Origin of the sequence: Burkholderia sp. SJZ089, assembly GCF_007828315.1 — a bacterium.
GTDB classification, from domain to species: domain Bacteria; phylum Pseudomonadota; class Gammaproteobacteria; order Burkholderiales; family Burkholderiaceae; genus Burkholderia; species Burkholderia gladioli.
In genome coordinates this window covers 331,741-353,375 of the sequence record NZ_VIUM01000003.1, presented here as the reverse complement: position 1 = coordinate 353,375, position 21,635 = coordinate 331,741, and the positions used below count along the sequence as shown (strand labels likewise).

The following is a 21,635-nucleotide window of genomic DNA, read 5'->3' as shown; positions in this document are numbered from 1 at the left end:
AGCCACGATGCTGAAGTCCATGAAACTCCCCGCCGGCGGCGAAATCGGGATCGTCGCGCTGGTGGTGGCGATCATCTCGCTGATGATCCTGCCGCTGCCGCCGCTGATGATCGACGGGCTGCTGGCCCTGAACATCACCATCAGCGTGACGCTGCTGATGATCACCATGTACGTGCCGGACATCTCGGCGCTGTCGGCCTTCCCCTCGCTGCTGCTGTTCACCACCCTGTTCAGGCTCTCGCTGAACATCGCCTCCACCAAGTCGATCCTGCTGCACGCCGAGGCCGGCACCATCATCGAGAGCTTCGGCAAGCTGGTGGTGGGCGGCAACCTGGTGGTGGGCCTGGTGGTGTTCGCGATCATCACCACGGTGCAGTTCATCGTGATCGCCAAGGGCTCGGAGCGGGTGGCCGAGGTGGGCGCGCGCTTCACGCTGGACGCGCTGCCCGGCAAGCAGATGAGCATCGACGCCGACCTGCGCGCCAACCTGCTCACGCCCGAGGAAGCCAAGCGCAAGCGCGCCACGCTGGCGGTGGAGAGCCAGCTGCACGGCGGCATGGACGGCGCGATGAAGTTCGTGAAGGGCGATGCGATCGCCGGCCTGATCATCACGCTGATCAACATCCTGGCCGGCATCGCGGTGGGCGTGGCCTACCACGGCATGTCGGCCGGCGACGCGGCCAACCGCTTCTCGGTGCTGTCGGTGGGTGACGCGATGGTCTCGCAGATCCCCTCGCTGCTGCTGTCGGTGGCCGCCGGCGTGATGATCACGCGGGTGGCCGACGAGCGCCAGGCCAAGCAGCGCTCGCTGGGCGACGAGATCGGCCACCAGCTCGGCTCCAGCAGCCGCGCGCTGTTCTTCGCCGCGGTGCTGCTGCTGGGCTTCGCGATCGTGCCGGGCTTCCCCTCGCTGCTGTTCGTGCTGCTGGCGGGCCTGCTGTCCTTCGCCGGCTACAAGCTGGCGAAGAAGCCCGCGTCCTCGCGCGACAGCGAGCACGGCGGCGCCGAGACGCTGGCCTCGATGCAGCGCTCGGGCGCCAAGACGGAAGTGCCGCCGATCCTGCCGCGCGCGCCGCAGTTCGCCTGCGCGGTGGGCGTGCGCATCGCCCCGGACCTGGCCGCGCGGCTCTCGCTGCCGACCCTCGACATCGCCTTCGAGACCGAGCGCGCGGCCCTGCAGGAGATGCTCGGCCTGCCCTTCCCCGGCATCACGATGTGGATCCACGCGCCGCTGCCGGCCAACAGCTTCGAGATCCTGGTGCACGACGTGCCCCACCTGAGCGTGACGCTGCCGGCGGGCAAGGTGCTGATTCCCGATCCGGCCCTGCTCGCGCCCGAGGTGGCCTCGGCCGCCGCCGAGAAGCTGCAGTCGGTGGCCGAGCGCACCGAGGCCGGCCCGGCGATCGTGGCCGACGGCACGCCCACGCGCTGGCTCGACGACAAGACCATCCCGCCCAAGATGCCGGTGTGGCGCGCCGAGCAGATCATCCCGCATGCCTGCGTGGCGGCGATGCGCCGGCACGCCACGCTGTTCCTCGGCATCCAGGAGGTGCAGTGGATCCTCGACCAGCTCGGCCATGACGCGCCGGGGCTGGTGGCCGAGGTGCAGAAGGTGCTGCCGCCGCAGCGGATCGCCGACGTGCTGCGCCGGCTGCTGGAGGAGCAGGTCTCGATCCGCAACGTGCGCACCATCATGGAGAGCCTGATTGCCTGGGGCGCCAAGGAAAAGGACATGCTGATGCTGACCGAGTACGTGCGCGGCGACCTTTCGCGCTTCCTCGCGCATCGCGCCGCCAAGGGCGAGCGCACGCTCTCGGCGGTGCTGTTCGACATGCAGGCCGAGCAGCATATCCGCGCCGCCATCAAGCAGACGCCCACCGGCAACTTCCTGGCGCTGCCGCCCAACGACGCCGCGTTCCTGATCGACCGCATCCAGTCCTTCGTGGGCGCAGCGCCCCGCGAGGGCGTGGTGCTGGTGACCTCGATGGATATCCGCCGCTACGTGCGGCGCATGATCGAGGCACGGCTGGGCTGGCTGGCGGTGTACTCGTACCAGGAGCTCGGCGAGCACGTCGAACTCAAACCCGTGGGCCGCGTGACGCTGACCGCATGACCACCATCGACTCGCGCAATGCGCGCATCATCCCCGGCGCCGCGCCCGCCGAGCCGAACCGGCCGCGCGAGCGCCGCTTCGACTATGCCTCGCTGGCCTCGCGCCGCGCCCCGCACCGGCTGCCCGCGCGCGAGCAGCCGCAATCGGGCGGCGGCGGGCAGGACAGCCCCGAGGATGCCGCGCCGCAGGCCGAAATCGCGCTGTATTTCGATCCGCGCTACATGCCGGGCGCAGGCGAGGAGGCGCTGCCCGAGCCGGCCGCGGCCCTGCCGCTGGCGGCGGGCGCGGCGGCCGAGGATCTCGATACCTTGTCGGCCCGCGTGGAGCGCGCCGCCGTGCCGGTGGTGTCGGCCGTCTACATGCAGCAGCAGCAATATCTTCAGGTGCTGGGCGTGCTGACGCGCGAGATCGCCGCCTTCTGCGGCGATCCTGCGATCGCAAATGCCGGCAACTGGGAGGCGCAGATGACGCTGGATCCCGCGCTGCTGCCGCATACCAGGCTGTCTCTGTCGCTTTCGCGTTTCAGTCTCCTGCTTCGGTTCGATGCGCAGGACCCGGCCGCCCGCGACTTACTCTTGACGCACAGCACGATGCTCCAGCGCGAACTCGCCGATACGCTGCGCGCCTGGGGCGAAGTCCGCGACATCGAACTCACCGTCTGGTAACCCTTTCCCCCGCATGGCCGACATCCTTCTCAGCGCGACGGACAGCGACGACGACGCGAGCGATCCTTCCGCTCGCGCGGCGGCCGCGCCCGTGCCTGACGCGTTCGAGAGGGCGGGGGCGCAGGCCGAGGCTTCGCGGTTGCGGCAACAGCAACCCGGCGGCGAGGCGCCGGTTAGCACCGGTCAGGATGCTGGCGTCGATGGCGGCGCCGGCACCGATGCCGTGCCTGCGAGCGCGCCTATCGCGCGCGTCGTGCCGCGCCGCATCGACACCAGCCTCGCGCGCCTCTCGCAGACCGTGCACGACACGCGCCTCGGCCCCGCCGTGCAGGCCGCCACCGGCGCCACGCTGCTGCGCGCCGAGCCGCTGGCCGGCTTGCCCGCGCGCAGCGGCGCGCGCGATCCGGCCGTGATCGAGTTGTCGGTGGCCGCGCCCGGCGGCGCGCCGCGGCCGGTGTTCGTCGAACTCGATCTCGATGCGCATCCGGCGCTGGCGATCGTCGCCTGGCCCGATCGCACGGCCTCCCCCGTTCCGACTGGCGCGCTGGGTGCGCCGGCCATGCTCGCGCCTGGCGGTGCCGAGCTGGCGCTGCGCCAGGCCGTGGCCGGCGTGCTGCTCGATCCGCTGGCCGGCGCGCTGGCCCAGCTCGGTTTCGACGCGCCGCGCATCGTCTCGGTGACGCGCCGGCCGCTGGCCGACTGCGTGGCCGACGCGCGGCGCGAGCCGCGCCCCGATGCTCGGCACGACCCACGGGCCGACGCGCGTTTCGACGTGCCGCCCGTGGCGCTGTCGGTCGCCTTCGGCGACACCCGCATCGATTGCACCGTGGCCCTCGGCACCGCCGTGCTCGCGACCCTCGACGCGCTGATCGCGCGCACGGCGAGCGAGCCCTGGCGCACGGCGTTCCCCGCGCTGACCCTACCGGGCAGCGCGATCGTCGGCACGCGAAGCTACGCGGTCGACACGCTCGCCGCGCTCGAACCCGGAGACGTGCTGCTGCGCTGCCTGTTCCCGACCTTCGACGCCGCCGCGCTGCAAGGCGCCGCGCCCGATGGCGCCGCGCCGCGCGTGGTGGCCGCCTGGGGCGCCCGCGGCCACGCGCGCGTGCATGCCGGCGCGGCGCTCGACGGCCGGTCGCTTACCCTTACTCAGGAGTGGTACATGTCCGACGAACTCGATTCGACACGCGCCGATATCGGCCTGGCGACGGATCGCCCCGACGAACCGATCGTGGTCGGCGCCATCGAGCTGCCCGTGCAGTTCGAGATCGATACCGTCGCGCTGCCGCTCGACCAGCTTTCCGCGCTCGGGCCGGGTTACGTCGTCGAGCTGCCGGTGCCCGCCGCCGACGCGCAGCTGCGCCTGGTGGTACACGGCCAGACGGTTGGTTTCGGCGAGCTCGTGACGGTGGGCGAGCATCTCGGGGTCCGCATCATTCGCATGGCGCATCGGCATGGTTCAATTCAGTGACATTACCGGGCTGCTGCTGGTCGTCATCGCGATCAGCCTGCTGCCCTTCGTGGCGATGGTGGTCACCTCCTACGCGAAGATCGTGGTGGTGCTGGGGCTGCTGCGCAATGCGCTGGGCGTGCAGCAGGTGCCGCCCAACATGGTGCTGAACGGCATCGCGATCCTGGTGTCGATCTACGTGATGGCGCCGATCGGGATGCAGGCCTCGAAGGCGCTGGAGGGGCAGCAACTCGCCTCGCAGCCGTCGCAGGCCTTGATACAGGCGTTCGGCGCGGCGAAGGAGCCGTTCCGCGCGTTTCTCGTGAAGCACACGGCGGAGCGGGAGAAGCGTTTCTTCCTGCGCTCGGCGGCGGTGGTCTGGCCCAAGGAGCAGGCGCAGCAGTTGAGCGAGAACGACCTGATCGTGCTGGCGCCCTCGTTCACGCTCTCCGAGCTGACCGATGCGTTCAAGATCGGCTTCCTGCTGTATATCGCCTTCATCGTGGTCGACCTGATCATCGCCAACGTGCTGCTCGCGCTGGGCTTGAACCAGGTCACGCCGACCAACGTCGCGATTCCGTTCAAGCTGCTGCTGTTCGTGGTGATGGACGGCTGGTCGACGCTGATCCACGGTCTCGTGATGACCTACAAGTAAGGAGTCTCGGACATGGATGTCGATTCGCTGATCCGGTTTACCACGCAGGGCATGCTGCTGTGTCTCACGGTTTCGCTGCCGCCGGTGATCGTGGCGGCCGTGGTTGGGCTGGGCGTGTCGTTCGTGCAGGCGATCACGTCGCTGCAGGACCAGACCTTGCCGCAGGTGATCAAGCTGATCGCGGTAACGATCACCATCATCGTGGCGGCGCCGGTTTGTTGTGCGGCGGTGCTGCATTTTGCTAACCAGATGATGCGCACGGCCGTGCCGCTTTGATCGGGAGACGTGTTTCATGGCTTTGAATCGAACTCCCACCATTCGCTCGCAGACCACGGCGGCGGCGGATCAGCTGCGTCGCGCGGGGGATGCGCAACAGAATGCGTCGGCCAAGGAAGGGGTCAGGCAGGCGCAGCGGGCGACCACCTATAACGGCACCTTGTTCACCAATACCAACCAGGCGCAGAACAACAACCAGGGTTCGAGGAAGTTCGCGAGCCTGCAGCGCAACAAGCGGCGAGCGAATGAACGCGCGCGGCGGAATTCGGCTCGGGGCGCGGGCGGCGATGACGAGGGTGGCGGCGACGTCAGGAACAACGACATGGATGCGCTGAACGGTGGCCGGGGCGGTGGCGGCGGCCGTGGAAGAGAGCAGGAACAGCAGGACGATACGCAGATCGAGGCGGCGGGCGGCAACGGTGGCGCTGACGCTCAGGCGAGCGGCGGCGCGCGGCCGGCCTCGGCGCAGGCGGCGCCCATGAGCCATCTGGATGCGATTGCGGCGAAGTTCGAGACCGGGCATGAAATGCAGCGCGCGGAAGCCGTTCGCAACGCCTGGCATGAGTCGATTCGGCAGTTGTTCGAAACGGCGGGGAATAGCGAGGCCGGGCCTTGGAATGCTCGGTTGAGTGCGTTGATCGTCAATCTGCTGCAGATCGAGATGAAGATCGGGTCGGTCGGCGCGGGCGGGATTTCGGCGTTGAAGGAGTTGGCTCAGCATGCCGGGAAAGGGATGGGCAGTGAGTCGTTTCACCATATCCTGCCGTTGGCCATGCTCAGGGCTTCGTATAAGGCCGGGAAGGCTCGGCGGGAACGTGGCGGGGCCATTCAGCAGAGCGTTGGTGCGGGGATCGTGGCTCGGTCGAAAAAGCAGGCTTCGGGCGGAGACGAGAAGAAGTAATTGGCTGGAGCGCGCTTGAGGGGCGCCGTCGCTGGGAGTCGATGCTCCATCTGGCGCCGGCGCCTCGTTCATTTAGATCGAAGAGGTGGCCTCACTCGTTCGGACAGTGTTCCGAGGTTTTGAAGGGGAACGTCCGGAGCGACCATGCTGCCGATTGGTCGCTGGCGGCGTCGCGAAGGATGCCTCATCCGGCGTCCGATCCGCCAGGCTCGAGTGGGGCCGTTTCCACCCATGCGCGGCATCAACGTGCGCACATGTCCGCGACCGACTTCACGGCCCTCCCGGCGCATCAGGCGATACCTGCGTCCGCGCCCCGGCGAACGGAAACGCCATGTGCAGTTCGTCGATTCGCCGCATCAGCAACTGATCCGCCTCGGGCTTGCCAAGCGCTCCGGACAAAAAAATCATTTCCCAGCGTCAACTGACCTATCTTCGCGTGCAGAGCCTTCAGGTCTACCGGCGGCTCGCTCGAACGCATGCCTGCCGCACCGAACACATCGGCTGCACGCTCCTGCAGTTGCCGCTTCCCTTCCGTGATCCGGTTCGGATGCACATCGAACCGCCGTGCCAGTTCGGCCAGCGTGCGCTCGCACCTGACCGCCGCCAGGGCCACTTTCGCCTTGAACGCCGCTGAGTGCGTCCGGCGGGTTCCCTTCGTCCTCTTTTCGGTTCCTTTGCCCGCGTTGTCGCTGGCTCTGGCCCCGCGTATTCCACTTACCCGATTGTCCGAATTTGCGCGGCCACATCTTTACTACGACTTTGTGGCGGACCCGAAAGAGGTTTGAGCCAATCGTCGGATGGAATCCTCGATATCTTGCAAACAATATATATTTTCATATAATGTTGACGAGCCACCTCCTCGCTCCAAAGGATGCCGAACGATGACCACCCCTTTGACTCCCGCCGCGCTCGACTCGCTTCGGCAGTCAGCCACGAAATGCTGCGCGCTCCTGAAAGCCATGGCGCAGGAAGACCGCCTGCTGCTGCTATGCCAACTGATCGAAGGCGAGCAGAACGTCGGGGAACTGGAAGCCGCGGTCGGTCTTCATCAGCCAAGCCTTTCGCAGCATCTCGGCGTGCTGCGTGAAGAAGGCCTCGTCAGTACGCGGCGCGAGGGAAAGTACATGTACTACAGCCTCGCGAGCACCGAGGTGCTGAGCATCATGCAGACTTTGTCGACTCTCTATTGCGGCAAAGTCAAAGGACGCGTGCAATGAGCATCGACCTCGCACACTTCACGCCGCTGCCCTCGCTCGCCGGCGGTTTGCTGATCGGCCTGGCCGCAACGCTGCTCGTACTCGGAAACGGCCGGATCGCCGGCATCAGCGGAATTCTTGGCGGCCTGCTGGACACCGCATCCGGCGATCGCGCCTGGCGCGCCGCATTCGTGCTGGGGCTTCTGGTTGCGCCCTGGATCTTCCGGCTTTTCACGCAACTTCCCGCCACCACGCCCGTGTCATCGCCGCTTGTGCTCGTCGCGGCCGGCCTGCTGGTCGGCATCGGCACCCGCTATGCCTCCGGCTGTACCAGTGGCCACGGCGTATGCGGCCTCTCCCGCGGCTCGGTTCGCTCGCTTGCGGCCACCCTGTCGTTCATGGCGGCAGGCTTTTTTACCGTTTTCCTGACACGTCATCTGCTGGGGCTTTGACATGCTGATTCTCAACGCCTTTGTCGCGGGGCTGATTTTCGCCACGGGACTGATCATCTCAGGCATGGCCAATCCGGCGAAGGTCCTCGGCTTTCTCGATATCGCCGGCAACTGGGACCCATCACTGGCGTTCGTCATGGGCGGCGCGATCGCGGTTGGCAGTATCGGCTTCGCGATAGCTCGCAGGCACGGGCGAAGCCTGTTCAACGCGCCCATCTCGTTGCCGAGCACGAGGCACATCGACCGCCGCCTGCTCGCCGGCAGCGCCGTGTTCGGCGCGGGCTGGGGCCTGGCCGGCTTCTGCCCGGGCCCCGCCCTCGTGAGTGCAGGCAGCGGCCAGACCGAGGCGATGCTGTTCGTCATCGCCATGCTCGTCGGCATGAAGATTTTCGCTCTGGCCGAGCGGCGCGCCATACGCCGCCCACCGTCATCCTGAGCTCACGCCGCCGCGCACCCCGCCCCAGCCTCACCCTGCGCACGCAGCACCGGGCCGTGGAACACCTTGCGGCCGCTCACCCAGGTCTCGAGCACATCGATGTCGCGCAACCTCGCGCCGATCGGCGCCGTCAGCGGATTGCCGGCGAGAATCACCAGGTCGGCCTGCTTGCCGGCCTCCAGCGAGCCGACCTGCTTGTCGAGATTGCATTGCCAGGCGGCGTCGATCGTGATGGCGCGCAGCGCCTGATCCGTGTTCAGCCGCTCGCCCTTGTTCAACACCGGATCGGAGCGGCCAGGATGCGCCGTCTTGTCTTTCCAATATCCCTCCATCCAGCGGCCGATTGCCTGCTCCATGTTGCGCAGGGGGCCGAGCGGCGTGACGAAATGGTCGCTGTGCAGGCTGATTCGCAGGCCGGCGTCGGCCGCCGAGCGGCAGCGATCCAGCATCTGCGCGCGGTCCTTGCCGAGGATCGTCTCGCTGAACGCCTTCCCCCAGTAGCCGGCATGGCCGATCAGGAAGCTCGGCGACACATCGAGCTCCTTCATGGCGTCGATCGACTCGTCGGTCAACAAGGATGCATGTTCGATTCGATGGCGCGAGGCAGGCGGCACGTCGACGGGTTTCGGCTGCGGCGACTCGCCGGGCGGCGGCACCACGTTCAAGGCGAGCCGGTACGCCGCGAGCACGTTGGCGATCGCGGCGTCGCCGTTGGCGTGTGTCATCATCGGCCAGCCGAACCGCGCGATCTGCTGCATGACCGCCGCCAGGCGCAGGGCGGGATCGAAGTTGAACAGCCCGCGACGGCCGACGCCAGGCACCTGGTGCGCTTCGCAGCATTGATAATCCACGCTCTGCAGCCCCGTGAGGCCCTGGTTCGAGCCGTCGGCCACCAGCTTGATCGCGCGCAGCGAGAACAGCACCTCCGGCGCGCTGCTCAGCTCGGGGCGATAGGTCGCCAGCCACAGGGCGAGATTGTCGCCGTTGCCGAACAAGGCCGCGCCGACGCGCACCGTCATCCACGAGGTGGTGGCCAGCGCACGCATCACGAGCACCTCGAGCGGCCCCATCGTCATGCCGAGCCCCGCATCGAACAGCGTGGTGATACCGCGCGCGTTCGCATCCTCCATCACCTTGCGCAGGCCGCCGATCAGCGTGGTCAGCGACGGCTGCGGCACGATCGCCGTCACGACGCTGATCTGCAGTTCGGTCAGCACGCCGTCGGGATGGCTGTCGAGCAGCTTGGCCAGCTCAAGCGCGACAAGGCTGGCGTAACCGATGTGCCCGGACGCGTTGAGCAGGAACACGGCCACCGGCGGCTTGCCGCTGACATCGTGGCCGATGGCATCGGCGACGATCCCGTCGAGCACGGTCTTGTTGATATCGGTCCAGACCGTCATCAAGGACGGGTCGATGCCGTAGCCGCATACCCATACCGGCCTGGTGGGGTCCGTCGCGGCATGTACGGCCTTGATGATCGCCGTCTTGAGTTTCTCCTTGATGCTCGCGATGCCATAGCCGTAGTTCAGATACTGCTCGTCGAAGGCAGACAGGTCGAGCCAGGTGGTCATCAAGGCACTCGGCACCATGTGCGCATGCGGCTCGATCAGCCCCGGCAGCAGCGTCTGCTCCGCATCGAGCTGCTGTTCACGAAACGGGACGCCCCGCGCCGCCATGGCAGCGCGCACCTCGGCCAGCGTGCCCGTGATCACCACGCGGTGATCGGCGATGCCGATCGCCTCGACGCACAGGCCGGTGTCATGGGGGTTCGGATAGATGTGGCCACCATGGAACAGCACGGATTCAGGCGGCTGGGGCTGGGGCAAGTGCTTGATCGCTTCGAGCAGATCGTCCTGCCAGGTGCCCTCGGGACCGGCGGCCGACAACATCAGGTGGGGACTGCAGCATGCGCAACCAAACTGCGCGTTCTCGGACATGGATCGCTCCCGTGCTGGAGGTGTCATCGTGGACGGAAAGCCGGGCACCGGCTTTCCACCCATCAATTAACGGCAGGTCCGTCGAAAAGTTCAGAGGATTGGCGCCGACGCGCCGAGGCGGATTCGGTCTGGCATGCCCGCTGCGCTCATGCCTGCGCCGTCACCCCGGCAAGGCCGGGTGAGCGGCGGCTCAGAACGTCGCCCAATCAGCGCCCTCGGCCTTCACCGGCTCCCGCGCCGGCCTCGCCGCTTCCCTGCGTTGCGCCGCCCTGTCCGCCCTGTCCGCCGTGGCTCGCACCGGCGTGGCAGCGGCAGCCGCCTGGGACCGCGACTCGACCTTGAATATGGATACGGCGGCCCGCAGGCTTTCCGCCTGGTCCGCCATCGACTGGGCGGCTGCCGTGGCCTGCTCGACCAGCGCGGCATTCTGCTGGGTCACCTCGTCCATCTGCGTGACGGCAACGTTGACCTGCTCGATCCCCGTGCCTTGCTCGGCCGAGGCGGACGCGATCTCGCCCATGATGTCCGTGACGCGCCTCACCGAGCGGACGATCTCGTCCATCGTCGCGCCGGCGCTCGACACCAGTTGCGAACCCGCCGCCACATGAGATACCGAGGTCTCGATGAGCGCCTTGATCTCCTTGGCCGCCACCGCGCTGCGTTGCGCCAGGGTCCGTACCTCGCCGGCGACCACCGCGAAGCCGCGACCCTGCTCGCCTGCCCGCGCCGCTTCGACGGCCGCGTTGAGCGCCAGGATGTTGGTCTGAAACGCGATGCCCTCGATCACGGAAATGATCTCGGATACCTTCTGCGAGCTGGACGTGATATCCGCCATCGTGCCGACCACTTGCCTGACCACCTCGCCGCCCGAGGAAGCGGTCTGCGAAGCCGCGGCGGCCAGGGTGCTTCCCTGGCGGGCATTGTCCGTATTCTGTTTGACCGTCGAGGTGAGCTCCTCCATGCTCGCGGCCGTTTCCTCGAGCGAGGCGGCCTGCTCCTCGGTGCGCTGCGAAAGATCGACGTTCCCCTGCGCCACTTCCCCGGCGGCGATGGAAATGGACTCCGCCGATGTCTTGATGCCCTGGACGATCGAGGCAAGCTTGGCGCGCATCGTCTCCAGCGATGCCATCAAGCTGGATGAATCACCGCGCGTCACCGGCAGATCGATCATCAGGTTGCCGTCGGCGATCTGGGCCGCCGCATATTGCGCCATCGACGGCTCGCCTCCCAGTTGCCGCAGGATACTGCGCGCGATGAGGATGGTCGTGCCGACCGCGACGAGCAGCGCGCTGCCGGCGATCACCGCGATCAAGGCGCGGACGTTCGAGTAGGTCGCGACCGCCTCCCGCTGCGCCTGCTCGTTGAGTTGATCCTCGAAATTCGCCAGCTCCACCGCGCGCGCGAGCCATATGCGCTGCGCAGGCCGGGCATTCTGCAGGAGTTCCCGGGCCGCGGCCGCCGCATCATTGTTCAGGGCGAGCTGGACCGATTTCCTGAAGGGCGGTATGGCCGCCGCTTCATCCTGCTTGAGAGCGGCCAGCAAGGTCTTCTCGCGCTCGGTCGTTCCGGCCTCATCGGTAAACATGCGCGACAACTGCTGGTAGGCATCCGCATAGATCCGCTCCTGTTGCGTGATGCGATCCGCCTCCCGCGCCATATCCTGCGGGTCGGTCACCAAGGCGAGGTTCCGCACCGCGATCGCACGATCCTGGATCGATGCGCGAAGCTGGTTGGCAAACCGGGCTTCGGTGTTGTTCACGCGCGCAATGCTGTCGAGCTGGCTGTTGAGCTGTCCGAGCCCGTAGAACGCGCCCGCCGCGATGGCCAGCAGCAGGATCGTCAACAAACCGAATCCGATGATCAGGCGGCTGGATACTTTCATGTTTTTCATTGCGGCTCCCGAGCGTCGTTAGATATTTCTTACTTTTTGTTTACGGCTCGTAACTGCCCGGCTGAAGGGGAATTTGCAATCCGATCACCTCGGAATTTTCCTTCGCGCAAAAACCTTCGTCCACTGCCATTCGAAGGCGGATGAGCCGTGGGTCTTCGTGTCAATCAGCAGAGGAATGGCGGCACCCCGGCAGACCGATCGGCCGGCAGTGGTCATGATGAGGGGCGAAGCGGGTAGCTTGCCGTCACACGCCGGCCACTCAATCGACGCCGAGCGCCAACGCCGCGTACGTCGCGAGCCAGTGCTCCGCCATGTAGTTGCCGCCGACATGCAGCAACGCCGCGGCCCCGTGGCGGCCCGCGGCGTCCTGCATCGCGCTTGCCCTGCTGTCCTCGGCGGGCAGCGAGTTCGCGAGCGAGCGAAAGCACCAGGCCCGGCTCAGGTTCAGCCCATTGAGATGCGTGATGCGGCCATCCGCGTGGTCGCTCACGACGGCGGGGACGAACAGGCACGATGGTTGGCTCGCGGCCAGGCGCGGCAGGAACTTGTCGAACCAGACGGCGAACTCGCGAGCGCCCAGGGCGCGCCGCATGCATTCGGCCTCCATCAGGCACGGGGAAAGGAATTCGTCGAGGCTCGGCTCCCCCCAGGCCGGACAAGCCTCGTCATCGGCATACCACCGCGTCGCCGCCTCGGCCAGTTGCGTCCTGAAGACGAGGTCGCCGACGGTGTCGGCGTAATCGAGCGCGAGGCGCACGGCGAACGCCGTGTTGTGATGTGTCCCGGCCCGAATCGGGTAGGTCGCCTTGGGAAGAAATCGCTGGAATCGCTCCCGTATCATCGTCGCCAGCGGCGATAGCGCCTGGGCCCAGCGCAGGTCGTGGTGAGCGTGCAGCTCGGCGAAGAGCTTGAGCAACCATGCCCAGCCATACGGCCTTTCGAAATTCCCGCTCAGCGGGTTCCCGAAATACTCGCACTCCCGCTCGACCTTCTGCGGCGTCAACGAAGCGTCGAACAAGGCACGAATCCCGGCCGCGGCCTCGAGGTCGGGAAACCGGCGCAGCAGGCTGGCAAGCAGCCAATAGCCATGCACGCACGAATGCCAGTCGAAGCTGCCGAAGAACACCGGATGAAGCTGCCGCGGCGCGCCGATGTCCTGCGGTCCGGACATCACATGGCCAGGACTGCAGGGGTATTCGCGCGTGACATGGCCCAGTGCCAGGCCGGCGAATTGGTCGGCAAGCTCGCGCGTCAAAATCGAAGACATAGAGAGGAGGGTTTCAATAAGATCAGGCAGCCCTGCCATACCGCTCCAGACGCTTCGCGACTTCGTCGATCACCCTCACGGGAACGACCTCCAGCTGCGAGTCATGCGTCGTGAGCACCTTGGCGAAAAGGCGGAATGCATCGCCATCGAAATGGAAATGCCCTTGCCGGCCGGAGGAAAACGCGTGGTTGGCGATCTTTTCCAGATCCTTGTACGACGCGTCCTCGATATCCCCGTACCCGAATTCGCACAGGATGCCCGTGGCAATCACCGTCCTCATCAGCACCTGGAGCGCGATCAGCGAGCCCACGCCGGCGTGCAGCGCCTCGAGCTGAAGGTGATACTCCAACGACAAGGCGTCGCGTATCGGCCTCGGCAAGGGCAGCAGTTCCGTTTTCGCCTCACGCTGGCTGCGGCTGGACTGGCTGAGACGACGAGCCCATTTATTCACTTTCCATTCCACCGGCAAGGCACGATCTCGACGGCCATGACTACGCGGTGCCGCCGACGGTCATTTCATCCACCCTCAGGGTCGGCTGACCGACGCCCACCGGGATCGACTGCCCCGCCTTGCTGCACGACGCCCTGCCGGGATCGCAGGCCAGATCGTTGCCGACCAGGCTGATCTTGCGGATCGTGTCGGGGCCGTGGCCGGTAATCGTCGCGCCCTTGATCGGCGCGGTGATCCTGCCGTTTTCGATCAGGTAGGCCTCCGATGCCTCGAACACGAACTGCCCGCTCGTGATGTCCACCTGGCCGCCCTCGAGACCCGCGACGTAAATGCCGTTGCGCACCGACTCGATGATTTCCTGCGGTTCGTGGTCACCGTTCAGCATGAAGGTATTCGTCATGCGCGGCATGGGCGGCGAGGCGTAGCCCTCGCGGCGGCCGTTTCCGGTCGGCTCCATGCCCATCAGGCGCGCGCTCAGCGCATCCTGCATGTACGCGCGCAGCACGCCGTTCTCGATCAGGGTCGTGCGCCGCGTCGCGCAGCCTTCGTCGTCGATATTCAGCGAGCCCCGGGCGCCCTGGAGGGTTCCGTCGTCGACGATGGTCACATTGTCGGCGGCAACCTTTTCTCCGAGGCGTCCCGCGAAGGCGGAGGTGCCGCGGCGCACGCCGTCGGCTTCCAGTCCATGGCCCACCGCCTCGTGCAACAGCACGCCGTTCCAGCCCGGGCCGACCACCACCGTCATGTTCCCGGCAGGCGCCGGCCGTGCCTGCAGCTTGGTAAGGGCGGCCGTCACGCGTTCCAGCACGAAGGCGCGGAGTTCGTCATCCGTCCAGGTATGGATACCATGGCGCCCGCCGATGCCCCCGCTCGCGCTCTCCACGCGCGCGCCCGACCTCACGCGCACATTGATCCACAAGGCCAGCAGCGGGCGCACGTCGCCGGAACTCAGGCCGTCGCATCGCGCGATCCAGACCGTTTCGTGCACGGCGCTCAGCACGGCGTGCACCTCGATCACGCGCGGATCGGCGGCACGGGCGATCTCGTCGAGCTTCTTCAGGAGCACGATCTTGTCCGCGCCGGCCATAGTCCCCAGCGGATGGGCCGGGTCGTAGAACGAGCGTGCCGATGCGACCGGCCTGCCCTGCAGCGTCGTCGAGCCGTCCCGCGCGTTGCCGCTTCCGGTTTCGCGAAGCTGGGAGGCGACATGCCGCAGCGCCATCGTGTCGATGCGTTGCGAACTCGCCAGCGTCGCTTGTTCCCCCTTCAATACACGCAGCCCGAAGCCCGTATCGCAACGATACGAACTCGCGCGCACCGCCCCGCCTTCCAGCGACCACGATTCCGCGCTGGTTTCCTTGAGGAAGATATCGGCATGATCCCATCGCCGGCCGAGGGCGACGCCCATCGCCGAAAACAGCGCCGCCTCGTCGACACCATGCCGCTCCAGCAGGGTGTGCCGCGCCAGCGTGCGGATCTCCTCGTGGGCGGGTCGCAATACCTGCCACTGCTTCATGTCACTCATGCCTCAAGCTCCCCCAATCCGCATTGCATCGATCAGCCAGGACCCCGAGCTCGCCCATCCCCTCGTCATCGCATCGCTGCCGATCGCCTGTAGTCCGCCGAACATCCGCCGCAGGTTCGACGCTATCGTGATGCCGCCCACCGGGAACCGGATCTCGCCGTTTTCGACCCAGAACCCCTTGGCGCCACGGGAGAAGTCCCCCGTCAAGCGGTTCACGCCGCCCCCCACCATTTCCGTGACCAGCAGCCCGCGATGCAGCTTGCCCAGCATCGCGGCGAAGTCGTCGCCGGGCCGGGTCCGCGTGCTGCTCAACACGAGGTTGTGCGGTCCATGGCCGTTTCCGGTGGGCGGCAAGTTCAAGCGGCGCGCCGCGTAAAGCCCGAGGAAAAACCCGCGCAGGCGCCCCTCTTCCACCACCTTGCGGCGCCAGCCCGGAATGCCGTCGCTGTCGAAGTATCGGCTGGCCATGCCGCGTTCGACGAACGGATCCTCGGCGAGCTCGACATGCGCCGGAAACAAGGACGAATCGATGGCATCCTTCAGGAACGACCCGCTCCGGTAGAGCGCCTCCCCCGAAGCTGCGGACACCAGCTCGGAAAGCAGTCCCAGCGCCGCCGAGGGCTCGAAAAGAACCGGGCATTGCTGGGTGGGAACCTGGGTCGCGCCAAGCGCCTCGGTTGCCCGCCTGGCGGCCAGCGTCCCGACCTCCTCCGGCGTCGCGAGATCGTCGAATGCGCGACTCGCATGGCTCCAGACACCGATCTGCTTCTCGCCGGCGCCGAACGCGACCGGGGCACATGCGATCGAATGGACCGACCACGGCGCCGTCGCGACGAAGCCCATGGATGTCGCCAGCAAGGACATGCCCGACACCGTTCGCACCGTCGCGCCCTTGGACGCCTTGATCGAAGGGTCATGCGCCAGCGCCGCATCCTCGGCGCGTTGTGCATGGGCGCCGATCTCGTCGAGCGACCAGTCCAGCGGATGATGGAGATCGAGATCGGGAAAGGCCCTGGCCAACTCGCCGGGATCGGCGAAGCCGCCCGCGGGATCGGGCTCGGTCGCGGCGGTACTGTCGATTGCCGCGCGAACGATCTTCCTCAGCCCCTCGTCCGACAGGTCGGACGATTTCGCGAAGGCACGTTTCCCGTCGCGAAGAACCGTCACCGTCATTTCCAGGGTGCCGCTGAAACCGCGTTCCGTCTGCACCCGGTTCGTCACGGTAACGATGCGCGATTCGGCGGCCTCCATCTCCACACGCGTTCCCTCGGCGCCCGCCAGCCGCGCGAACTCGATCACGCGCTCGGCCGAACTTTCCAGCTCGGCGGCGACGTTTTGCAACTGCGTACTGCTCGACTGCATCAGCCTGCCTCCTCCGCCACGCGGCATCGTGTCATTGCATGCCTCAGGCGATCTGCCTGGTGAGTTGAAGCAGCAGGTCGCCGAATGCACGCCCCCGCTCGCCCGAGGCACGATGGCCTTCTTCGTAATGGGACAGGAACCGCTCCACCAGTTGGGGATCGATCTCCGCGATCCGCTTCGACATCGCGCCGCCTCTCGGCGGCTCGACGCCGGTTTCGAGCGCATGCTTGTAAATCCCATCCGCGAGCTTCATGAAGCGGGAATCGTCCGCCGGCCTCCAGTTGCACCTGGCCTGCAGGCTCTTCCAGACGAAACTGGCAACGGCAAACACGAAGTCCTTCAACACGTCCGGATTCCTGGCCAGGGAAGACGAGGCGGCCTCCAGCATGGCCGCTGCCCTGGCGGCGTTGCCTTCGTCGAGCTCACCCGCCACGTCCTTCGACGCCTGCTTGAGGTCCGCCCATTTTGCGTCCGGCACCGGGGCGCCGTCCGTTTCCGCCGTGTGCAGGGAAACCAGCTCGTCACGAATCGCCAGCAGCCTCGATTCCCCGTTGAGCGTGTCCGTGACGATCTGGCTCGACAGGATCGACGTCAGCAGCCGGCCCGGCAATCGGGAGAGGTTCGCCCCGACCGGCACGCTTTCCAGCCAGTCGGCCACGAACAACGCGGCATTGAAATGCGTGCCTCGATAAGTGGACAGCACATTCACCGCCTCGATCACATCGGTCGGGATGCCCAGCGCGCTCGCGCATTCGTCCGGATCGGACGACCCGACCACGAAGGCGAGCGCACCGCTGATCTTTTCCGGCCACATGGGCGTATCCGGCGAGGCTTGCTTGCGCTCCAGATACTCACGCAAATATGCGACCCGAGCCGCCTTCGCCTGCGAATCGCCGCCGAACGCGCGCAGCGTGACTTCAGGCTTCGCCAGTTGCGTGGCGGTTCCCAGGTGCGCGTCGAGATAGCTCGCCAGTTGCGTGGCCGAGCGGTTCCCCACGATGCGACCCGCCTCCTGGCCGCCGTTCACGAGCACCAGGGCGGGAATACCGCGCACGCCGAAGCGCTCGCGCAAGGCGGGATGCTCGTCGACGTTGACCTTGACGATGTCGACCTTGCCTTCGAAGTTGCGCGCCACCTTCTCGAGCGTCGGCGCCAGCGCCTTGCACGGCCCGCACCACTCGGCCCAGAAGTCGATCAGCACCGGGCGGCTGTTCGTCATCACATCGGCCTCGAAGCTCGCTTCGGTCACGCTTTTCAAATCGCTCATTTCACATCCCTATTCGTTGGTTCGGTTTCATCGGATGCCTGGTGCCGGCAAGGCGCGGCCTTGCGACGGCATCCGGGCCTCATGCCGGGAAAGCAGACGGCGCCGGGCCGGCCAGGCCTCGTGCAAGCGCGGATGCCGGCTCCGGCGAGAAGTCGACGGTTTGCTGGTGAAAGGCCAGCAGTTCCTTTCGATGCGCGACGCTCACCACCGTGGCGTGGGGCAAGCGGTCGATCAGCAACTGATAGAGGTTTCGCTCGCTTTCCGGGTCGAGCGCCGAGGTGCACTCGTCCAGGAAGATCGTGGAGGGGCAGGCCAGCAGCACGCGCGCAAACGCCACCCGCTGCTGTTCTCCGCCGGAAAGCCGGTCGCTCCAGCGATCGGCGTCCAGCATCGACGCGGCGTGGACACCGAGGCCGCATGCATGCAGGACTTCCTCGCAACGGCTGTCGGTGTACATCGATTCATCGTGGGGATAGGCGATCGCGGCCTTCAAGGTGCCGGCGGGAATGTAGCTGCGCTGCGGAACGAACACCGCGCCTTCGGCAGCGCGGGTGATCGCGCCTTCGCCGTAAGGCCAGAGGCCCGCGAGTGCCCTGAGCAGCGTGCTTTTCCCGCTTCCGGAGCGACCGCGGATCAGGCATCGCGAACCCGGCGGGAGCGAGAAGTCGGGCACGCGGGCAAGCTCCGTGCCGCCTGCGTCGCGCAGCACCAGCGCCCTGGCGGCAACCGTGCCTGCCTTGCCGGCGCTCACCACGATGCCGCCCTGCGCCTCGAGCGCGTTGACATGAAGGAATTCGCGAAGCCGGTTCGCTTCCGCGCGCCACGCGGTGAATCCCAGATAGGCCTGGGGAAAGAACGCCAGGGAACTGGACACGGAATTGAATGCAGCGTTGGATCGCATCAGCCCGCCCAGCGTCAGCCCCCCCGTCATCAGTTGCGGCAGCACCAGCAGGGTAGGCACCACCGAGCTGACCTGCCCGACGATGTTGGTAAACAGCGAGACCCGCGTGTTGACCCAAAGCAGCGCATAGAGATTCGAAACGACCTGGCGAAAAGCCCCGTTCAATCGCTTGCCTTCCGCGCCGCTTCCATCGAAGAAGGCGATCTGCTCGGCGAACTCGCGCACCCGCACCATCAACACGCGGAAGTCGCCCTCCACGCGGTTCTGCTTGGCATTGAGGGTGATCAGGCGTCGGCCGAGCAGGTGCGTGGCCCAGAAAAACAGGCCTTGATAGAGAAAGACGGCATAGACCAGATATCCATGGATTTGGTACGTGTGTCCACCGATATCGAGATCCAGGGAATGGCCGATCGACCACAGGATCACGCTGAAGCTCACGATGCTCACCGGCACCTGAAGCACGCCCATCGACAGCAGCAAGGTGTCCTTGACGAACTGCTTCGCGTCCTCCGCGATACGCTGATCGATGTTCTCGAGCGCGCGGTCGCGCTCGATGCGGTAGTAGGTATGGCGGGCCAGCCATTGATCGGCCAGCCAGGTCGTCAGCCATCGCCGCCAGCGAATCTCGACGATCGACTGCAGCACCACCGTCGACATCGTGAGCGCGGCCGCGGCCATGGACACCAGCAGGAACTGCAACAGCAGGCTCGGCAGCGCCTGAAACCTCCCGGATCCCACGGCGTCGTAGAACGTGCCGGTCCATCGGTTGAGCCACACGGCGATATAGGTGTGGCCCCAGCCCGCCCCGAGCACGTAGGCGAGCATCAAGGCCGACAGCATGCCCTCCCTGGTGCTCCAGTACGGCTTGATCAACTTCCAGACGGTGGGAAAGTGACGCCGGGCATCCCGATCCTCGGCGCGATCCGTCGGGAATGCCCGATTCCTGATCATTGCTGTCCCTTGTCCGGCTGCATGACGAAATTGATCTTGTTCAGCCCTCCGCCCTGCAGCGCCGCGAGTATCGCGGCAACCTTGCCGTACTCGACGTGCTGATCTGCGTTGATGTTGACGGCAGGCGGATCGCCCTGTTTCGCGGCCGCCGCGACGCGCAGCTTCAGCGCCGCGTCGTCCACCACGTCCTTGTTCCACAGCACCGTCTTGTCGGCCGTGATCGACAGATCGATGTCCTGGGTTTTCGATTCGGCAGGCTGGGCCGCGGCCTTGGGGAGATCGACCTTCACCGCCTTGTTGATGACCGGCAGCGTCACGATGAAAATGATCAGCAATACCAACATGACGTCGATCAGCGGCGTCATGTTGATGTCGTTCATCACGCCTTCGTCGTTGTTGCCATCCATGAGAATCGACACGATAGGCTCCCGATCAGGCGGCGGCGCCGACGCGCTTGCTCGCCACCGGCGCCGCGGGCGCCTGGCGAACGTCGCCGTGGGCCTTGGCGCCCGTGATGAAGTACACGTGCAGCTCATGCACGAACCGGTTCAGGCGATGGCTGACCCGCTTGTTGCCGCGATTGACGTAGTTGAATCCGAGCACGGCGGGAATCGCCACGAACAGGCCGATCGCCGTCATGATCAGCGACTCGCCCACCGGTCCCGCGACATGGTCGAGGCTGGCCTGGCCCGATGCACCGATCGCCATCAGCGCGTGATAGATGCCCCACACGGTGCCGAACAGGCCGACGAAGGGCGCGGTGCTGCCGATCGAGCCGAGCACGGCCAGGCCGTTTTGCAAGCGGGCGACCTCGTCGTCAAGGGCATTGCGCAGGCCGCGGGCCACCCATTCGCTGGCGCTCAGGCTGCCTTGCAGCGATGCCCCGCCGCCCGCCTGCTGCTCGTTCGCCTCGCGGCCCGCCAGCGCCATGGCGCGATAGGGATTGTCGGCGCCATCCCCCAGCGCCTTGATGCCCTCGTCGAAGGACGGGGTGGACCAGAAGCGCGTCTGCGCGCGCTTGCCCATGGTCTCGAGGCGCCGATTCGCCAGTCCCTTGGTCACGATGACGAACCAGGACACGACCGACATGCCGAGGAGAAAGACAAAGATGAAGCGGGTGATGAAGTCGCCCTGCTGCCAGACGTTGGCGATGCCGTACTGTTCCATTTTTTGCTCCGTTGATTCCAGGTCAGTCATTCAGGTTGAAGGCGATCGGCTGCTCCGCCTCGACGGCGCGGGCAATGCCGGCGGTCGTATAGGGCTGGCAACGCCCGGCCTCGATCGATGTCAGCGCCGCCGCGTCCAGCAGCGGGTAGCCGCTGCTTCGTGCGACTCGCGCCGTCTTGACCGCGCCGTCCGCGCCGATGGTCAGCCTCACCACCACCGTGCCTTCCTGCTCGAGCCGCCTGGCCTTCGGGGGATAGTCGGGCCTCGGGATCCGGCAACCGAGTTGCTTGAGTTCCGCGCTGCTGATCTGCTTCGGGGTATCGAGCAGATTGGGCCCGGGTGCGGGTGCGGGCGGCGTCGGCGCGGGGGCCGGTGCCGCGGTGGGCGTCGGCACCGGCGGTGGGGGCGCCGGCTCGACCGGTTTGACGGGCTCGGTCTTGGCGGGCGCGACGCTCCGCTCGGCCGGCGCCTCCGAGGACAGCAAGGGTGCCGTCTTCCGAACCACCGGTTTCTCGATCGGCCTGGGCTTGGGCTCCGGCGGCCGCTCGGGCCTAGGCTCGGGCTTCGCCACCGGTTGCGGCGTCGGCGCGGCAACCAGCCTGACCTGCACCGAGGCACCGGCGGCCCGGTCGGCCTCCAGCCTGATCAGGTGCACGCTGTGATGAAGGATCAGGTACAGCCCGAGTCCGTGCACCATCACGACGGCAAGCGCAACCGCCGTGCGCCTGCACCGCGATCGCAAATTCGCCAGGTGCTCGGAGCCGGACATGCC

Annotated in this window: 19 protein-coding genes and 2 pseudogenes; 9 read left to right on the top strand and 12 right to left on the bottom strand. The window is 66.7% G+C overall.

The features are described 5' to 3' along the window. Positions 1-7 precede the first annotated feature (7 nt). From sctV to FB600_RS07400, 6 genes are read left to right on the top strand one after another with little or no spacing between them, the layout of a single operon-like run. Complete coding sequence (gene sctV / locus FB600_RS07425; RefSeq protein ID WP_098151556.1) at positions 8-2,113, top strand: type III secretion system export apparatus subunit SctV; 2,106 nt, start codon at positions 8-10, stop codon at positions 2,111-2,113. Then, the gene (gene sctP / locus FB600_RS07420; protein ID WP_096752343.1) at positions 2,110-2,778 is read left to right on the top strand and encodes a type III secretion system protein SctP; all 669 of its coding nucleotides are present in this window, start codon (positions 2,110-2,112) and stop codon (positions 2,776-2,778) included. The genes sctV and sctP overlap by 4 nt, the downstream gene beginning before the upstream one ends. Positions 2,779-2,791: 13 nt before the next feature. After that, a complete protein-coding gene (sctQ, locus tag FB600_RS07415) occupies positions 2,792-4,249 on the top strand; it encodes a type III secretion system cytoplasmic ring protein SctQ (protein ID WP_145756459.1) in 1,458 nt (485 codons plus the stop codon). Then, positions 4,233-4,883 (top strand): type III secretion system export apparatus subunit SctR, encoded by a 651-nt coding sequence (sctR, locus tag FB600_RS07410; protein WP_013689081.1) that lies wholly within the window; start codon positions 4,233-4,235, stop codon positions 4,881-4,883. Before sctQ ends, sctR begins: the two co-directional genes overlap by 17 nt. 12 nt (positions 4,884-4,895) lie before the next feature. After that, the gene (gene sctS / locus FB600_RS07405) at positions 4,896-5,159 is read left to right on the top strand and encodes a type III secretion system export apparatus subunit SctS (protein ID WP_013689080.1); all 264 of its coding nucleotides are present in this window, start codon (positions 4,896-4,898) and stop codon (positions 5,157-5,159) included. Positions 5,160-5,175: 16 nt separating this feature from the next. After that, positions 5,176-6,060, top strand: coding sequence for a hypothetical protein (locus FB600_RS07400; RefSeq protein WP_145756458.1), 885 nt, complete (start codon positions 5,176-5,178; stop codon positions 6,058-6,060). A gap of 227 nt (positions 6,061-6,287) precedes the next feature. Here FB600_RS07400 and FB600_RS37655 read toward each other — a convergent pair. Next, positions 6,288-6,769, bottom strand: a pseudogene (locus FB600_RS37655) (transposase); the annotation flags it as partial. A gap of 172 nt (positions 6,770-6,941) precedes the next feature. On the opposite strand from FB600_RS37655, the gene FB600_RS07390 reads away from it, so the two are divergent. Genes FB600_RS07390 through FB600_RS07380 form a run of 3 tightly spaced genes read left to right on the top strand, consistent with a single transcriptional unit; the run spans position 6,942 to position 8,144 of the window. Next, positions 6,942-7,277 (top strand): ArsR/SmtB family transcription factor, encoded by a 336-nt coding sequence (locus FB600_RS07390; RefSeq protein WP_145756456.1) that lies wholly within the window; start codon positions 6,942-6,944, stop codon positions 7,275-7,277. Further along, positions 7,274-7,708 carry a YeeE/YedE family protein gene (locus tag FB600_RS07385; RefSeq protein ID WP_098151552.1) on the top strand — a complete coding sequence of 145 codons (435 nt, stop codon included), beginning with the start codon at positions 7,274-7,276 and terminating at the stop codon, positions 7,706-7,708. The genes FB600_RS07390 and FB600_RS07385 overlap by 4 nt, the downstream gene beginning before the upstream one ends. A 1-nt stretch (position 7,709) precedes the next feature. Beyond that, positions 7,710-8,144, top strand: coding sequence for a YeeE/YedE family protein (locus FB600_RS07380; protein WP_096752338.1), 435 nt, complete (start codon positions 7,710-7,712; stop codon positions 8,142-8,144). 2 nt (positions 8,145-8,146) lie between these two features. Here FB600_RS07380 and FB600_RS07375 read toward each other — a convergent pair whose 3' ends face one another. From FB600_RS07375 to FB600_RS07325, 11 genes and pseudogenes are all read right to left on the bottom strand, one after another. Further along, a complete protein-coding gene (locus tag FB600_RS07375) occupies positions 8,147-10,081 on the bottom strand; it encodes an amidohydrolase (protein WP_098151551.1) in 1,935 nt (644 codons plus the stop codon). 190 nt (positions 10,082-10,271) lie between these two features. Next, positions 10,272-11,972, bottom strand: coding sequence for a methyl-accepting chemotaxis protein (locus tag FB600_RS07370; protein ID WP_145756455.1), 1,701 nt, complete (start codon positions 11,970-11,972; stop codon positions 10,272-10,274). A gap of 259 nt (positions 11,973-12,231) precedes the next feature. Beyond that, positions 12,232-13,239, bottom strand: coding sequence for a DUF2891 domain-containing protein (locus FB600_RS07365; RefSeq protein ID WP_186467852.1), 1,008 nt, complete (start codon positions 13,237-13,239; stop codon positions 12,232-12,234). 22 nt (positions 13,240-13,261) lie between these two features. Next, positions 13,262-13,708 carry a Fis family transcriptional regulator gene (locus FB600_RS07360; RefSeq protein ID WP_105851564.1) on the bottom strand — a complete coding sequence of 149 codons (447 nt, stop codon included), beginning with the start codon at positions 13,706-13,708 and terminating at the stop codon, positions 13,262-13,264. Between the two features lie 22 nt (positions 13,709-13,730). After that, positions 13,731-15,206, bottom strand: a complete 1,476-nt coding sequence (gene tldD / locus FB600_RS07355) for a metalloprotease TldD (protein WP_145756453.1) — start codon at positions 15,204-15,206, stop codon at positions 13,731-13,733. Between the two features lie 12 nt (positions 15,207-15,218). After that, positions 15,219-16,577 carry a TldD/PmbA family protein gene (locus FB600_RS07350; RefSeq protein ID WP_145756452.1) on the bottom strand — a complete coding sequence of 453 codons (1,359 nt, stop codon included), beginning with the start codon at positions 16,575-16,577 and terminating at the stop codon, positions 15,219-15,221. Positions 16,578-17,523: 946 nt separating this feature from the next. Beyond that, positions 17,524-17,844, bottom strand: a pseudogene (trxA, locus tag FB600_RS38045) (thioredoxin); the annotation flags it as partial. 79 nt (positions 17,845-17,923) lie between these two features. Further along, positions 17,924-19,696 (bottom strand): ABC transporter ATP-binding protein/permease, encoded by a 1,773-nt coding sequence (locus FB600_RS07340; protein ID WP_098182425.1) that lies wholly within the window; start codon positions 19,694-19,696, stop codon positions 17,924-17,926. After that, positions 19,693-20,115 carry an ExbD/TolR family protein gene (locus FB600_RS07335; protein ID WP_013689054.1) on the bottom strand — a complete coding sequence of 141 codons (423 nt, stop codon included), beginning with the start codon at positions 20,113-20,115 and terminating at the stop codon, positions 19,693-19,695. Before FB600_RS07335 ends, FB600_RS07340 begins: the two co-directional genes overlap by 4 nt. A gap of 13 nt (positions 20,116-20,128) precedes the next feature. Beyond that, entirely contained in the window at positions 20,129-20,863 is a 735-nt protein-coding gene (locus FB600_RS07330; RefSeq protein WP_145756450.1) for a MotA/TolQ/ExbB proton channel family protein, read from the bottom strand. A 22-nt stretch (positions 20,864-20,885) separates the two neighbouring features. Continuing rightward, a complete protein-coding gene (locus FB600_RS07325) occupies positions 20,886-21,632 on the bottom strand; it encodes an energy transducer TonB (protein ID WP_261383351.1) in 747 nt (248 codons plus the stop codon). Positions 21,633-21,635: the final 3 nt, after the last annotated feature.

Excerpts from the sequence above, each read along its gene's own strand:
- sctV (WP_098151556.1), top strand. The coding sequence starts at position 8 with ATGCTGAAGTCCATGAAACTCCCCGCCGGCGGCGAAATCGGGATCGTC.
- sctP (WP_096752343.1), top strand. The coding sequence starts at position 2,110 with ATGACCACCATCGACTCGCGCAATGCGCGCATCATCCCCGGCGCCGCG.
- sctQ (WP_145756459.1), top strand. The coding sequence starts at position 2,792 with ATGGCCGACATCCTTCTCAGCGCGACGGACAGCGACGACGACGCGAGC.
- sctR (WP_013689081.1), top strand. The coding sequence starts at position 4,233 with ATGGTTCAATTCAGTGACATTACCGGGCTGCTGCTGGTCGTCATCGCG.
- sctS (WP_013689080.1), top strand. The coding sequence starts at position 4,896 with ATGGATGTCGATTCGCTGATCCGGTTTACCACGCAGGGCATGCTGCTG.
- FB600_RS07400 (WP_145756458.1), top strand. The coding sequence starts at position 5,176 with ATGGCTTTGAATCGAACTCCCACCATTCGCTCGCAGACCACGGCGGCG.
- FB600_RS07390 (WP_145756456.1), top strand. The coding sequence starts at position 6,942 with ATGACCACCCCTTTGACTCCCGCCGCGCTCGACTCGCTTCGGCAGTCA.
- FB600_RS07385 (WP_098151552.1), top strand. The coding sequence starts at position 7,274 with ATGAGCATCGACCTCGCACACTTCACGCCGCTGCCCTCGCTCGCCGGC.
- FB600_RS07380 (WP_096752338.1), top strand. The coding sequence starts at position 7,710 with ATGCTGATTCTCAACGCCTTTGTCGCGGGGCTGATTTTCGCCACGGGA.
- FB600_RS07375 (WP_098151551.1), bottom strand. The coding sequence starts at position 10,081 with ATGTCCGAGAACGCGCAGTTTGGTTGCGCATGCTGCAGTCCCCACCTG.
- FB600_RS07370 (WP_145756455.1), bottom strand. The coding sequence starts at position 11,972 with ATGAAAAACATGAAAGTATCCAGCCGCCTGATCATCGGATTCGGTTTG.
- FB600_RS07365 (WP_186467852.1), bottom strand. The coding sequence starts at position 13,239 with ATGTCTTCGATTTTGACGCGCGAGCTTGCCGACCAATTCGCCGGCCTG.
- tldD (WP_145756453.1), bottom strand. The coding sequence starts at position 15,206 with ATGAAGCAGTGGCAGGTATTGCGACCCGCCCACGAGGAGATCCGCACG.
- FB600_RS07350 (WP_145756452.1), bottom strand. The coding sequence starts at position 16,577 with ATGCAGTCGAGCAGTACGCAGTTGCAAAACGTCGCCGCCGAGCTGGAA.
- FB600_RS07340 (WP_098182425.1), bottom strand. The coding sequence starts at position 19,696 with ATGATCAGGAATCGGGCATTCCCGACGGATCGCGCCGAGGATCGGGAT.
- FB600_RS07330 (WP_145756450.1), bottom strand. The coding sequence starts at position 20,863 with ATGGAACAGTACGGCATCGCCAACGTCTGGCAGCAGGGCGACTTCATC.
- FB600_RS07325 (WP_261383351.1), bottom strand. The coding sequence starts at position 21,632 with ATGTCCGGCTCCGAGCACCTGGCGAATTTGCGATCGCGGTGCAGGCGC.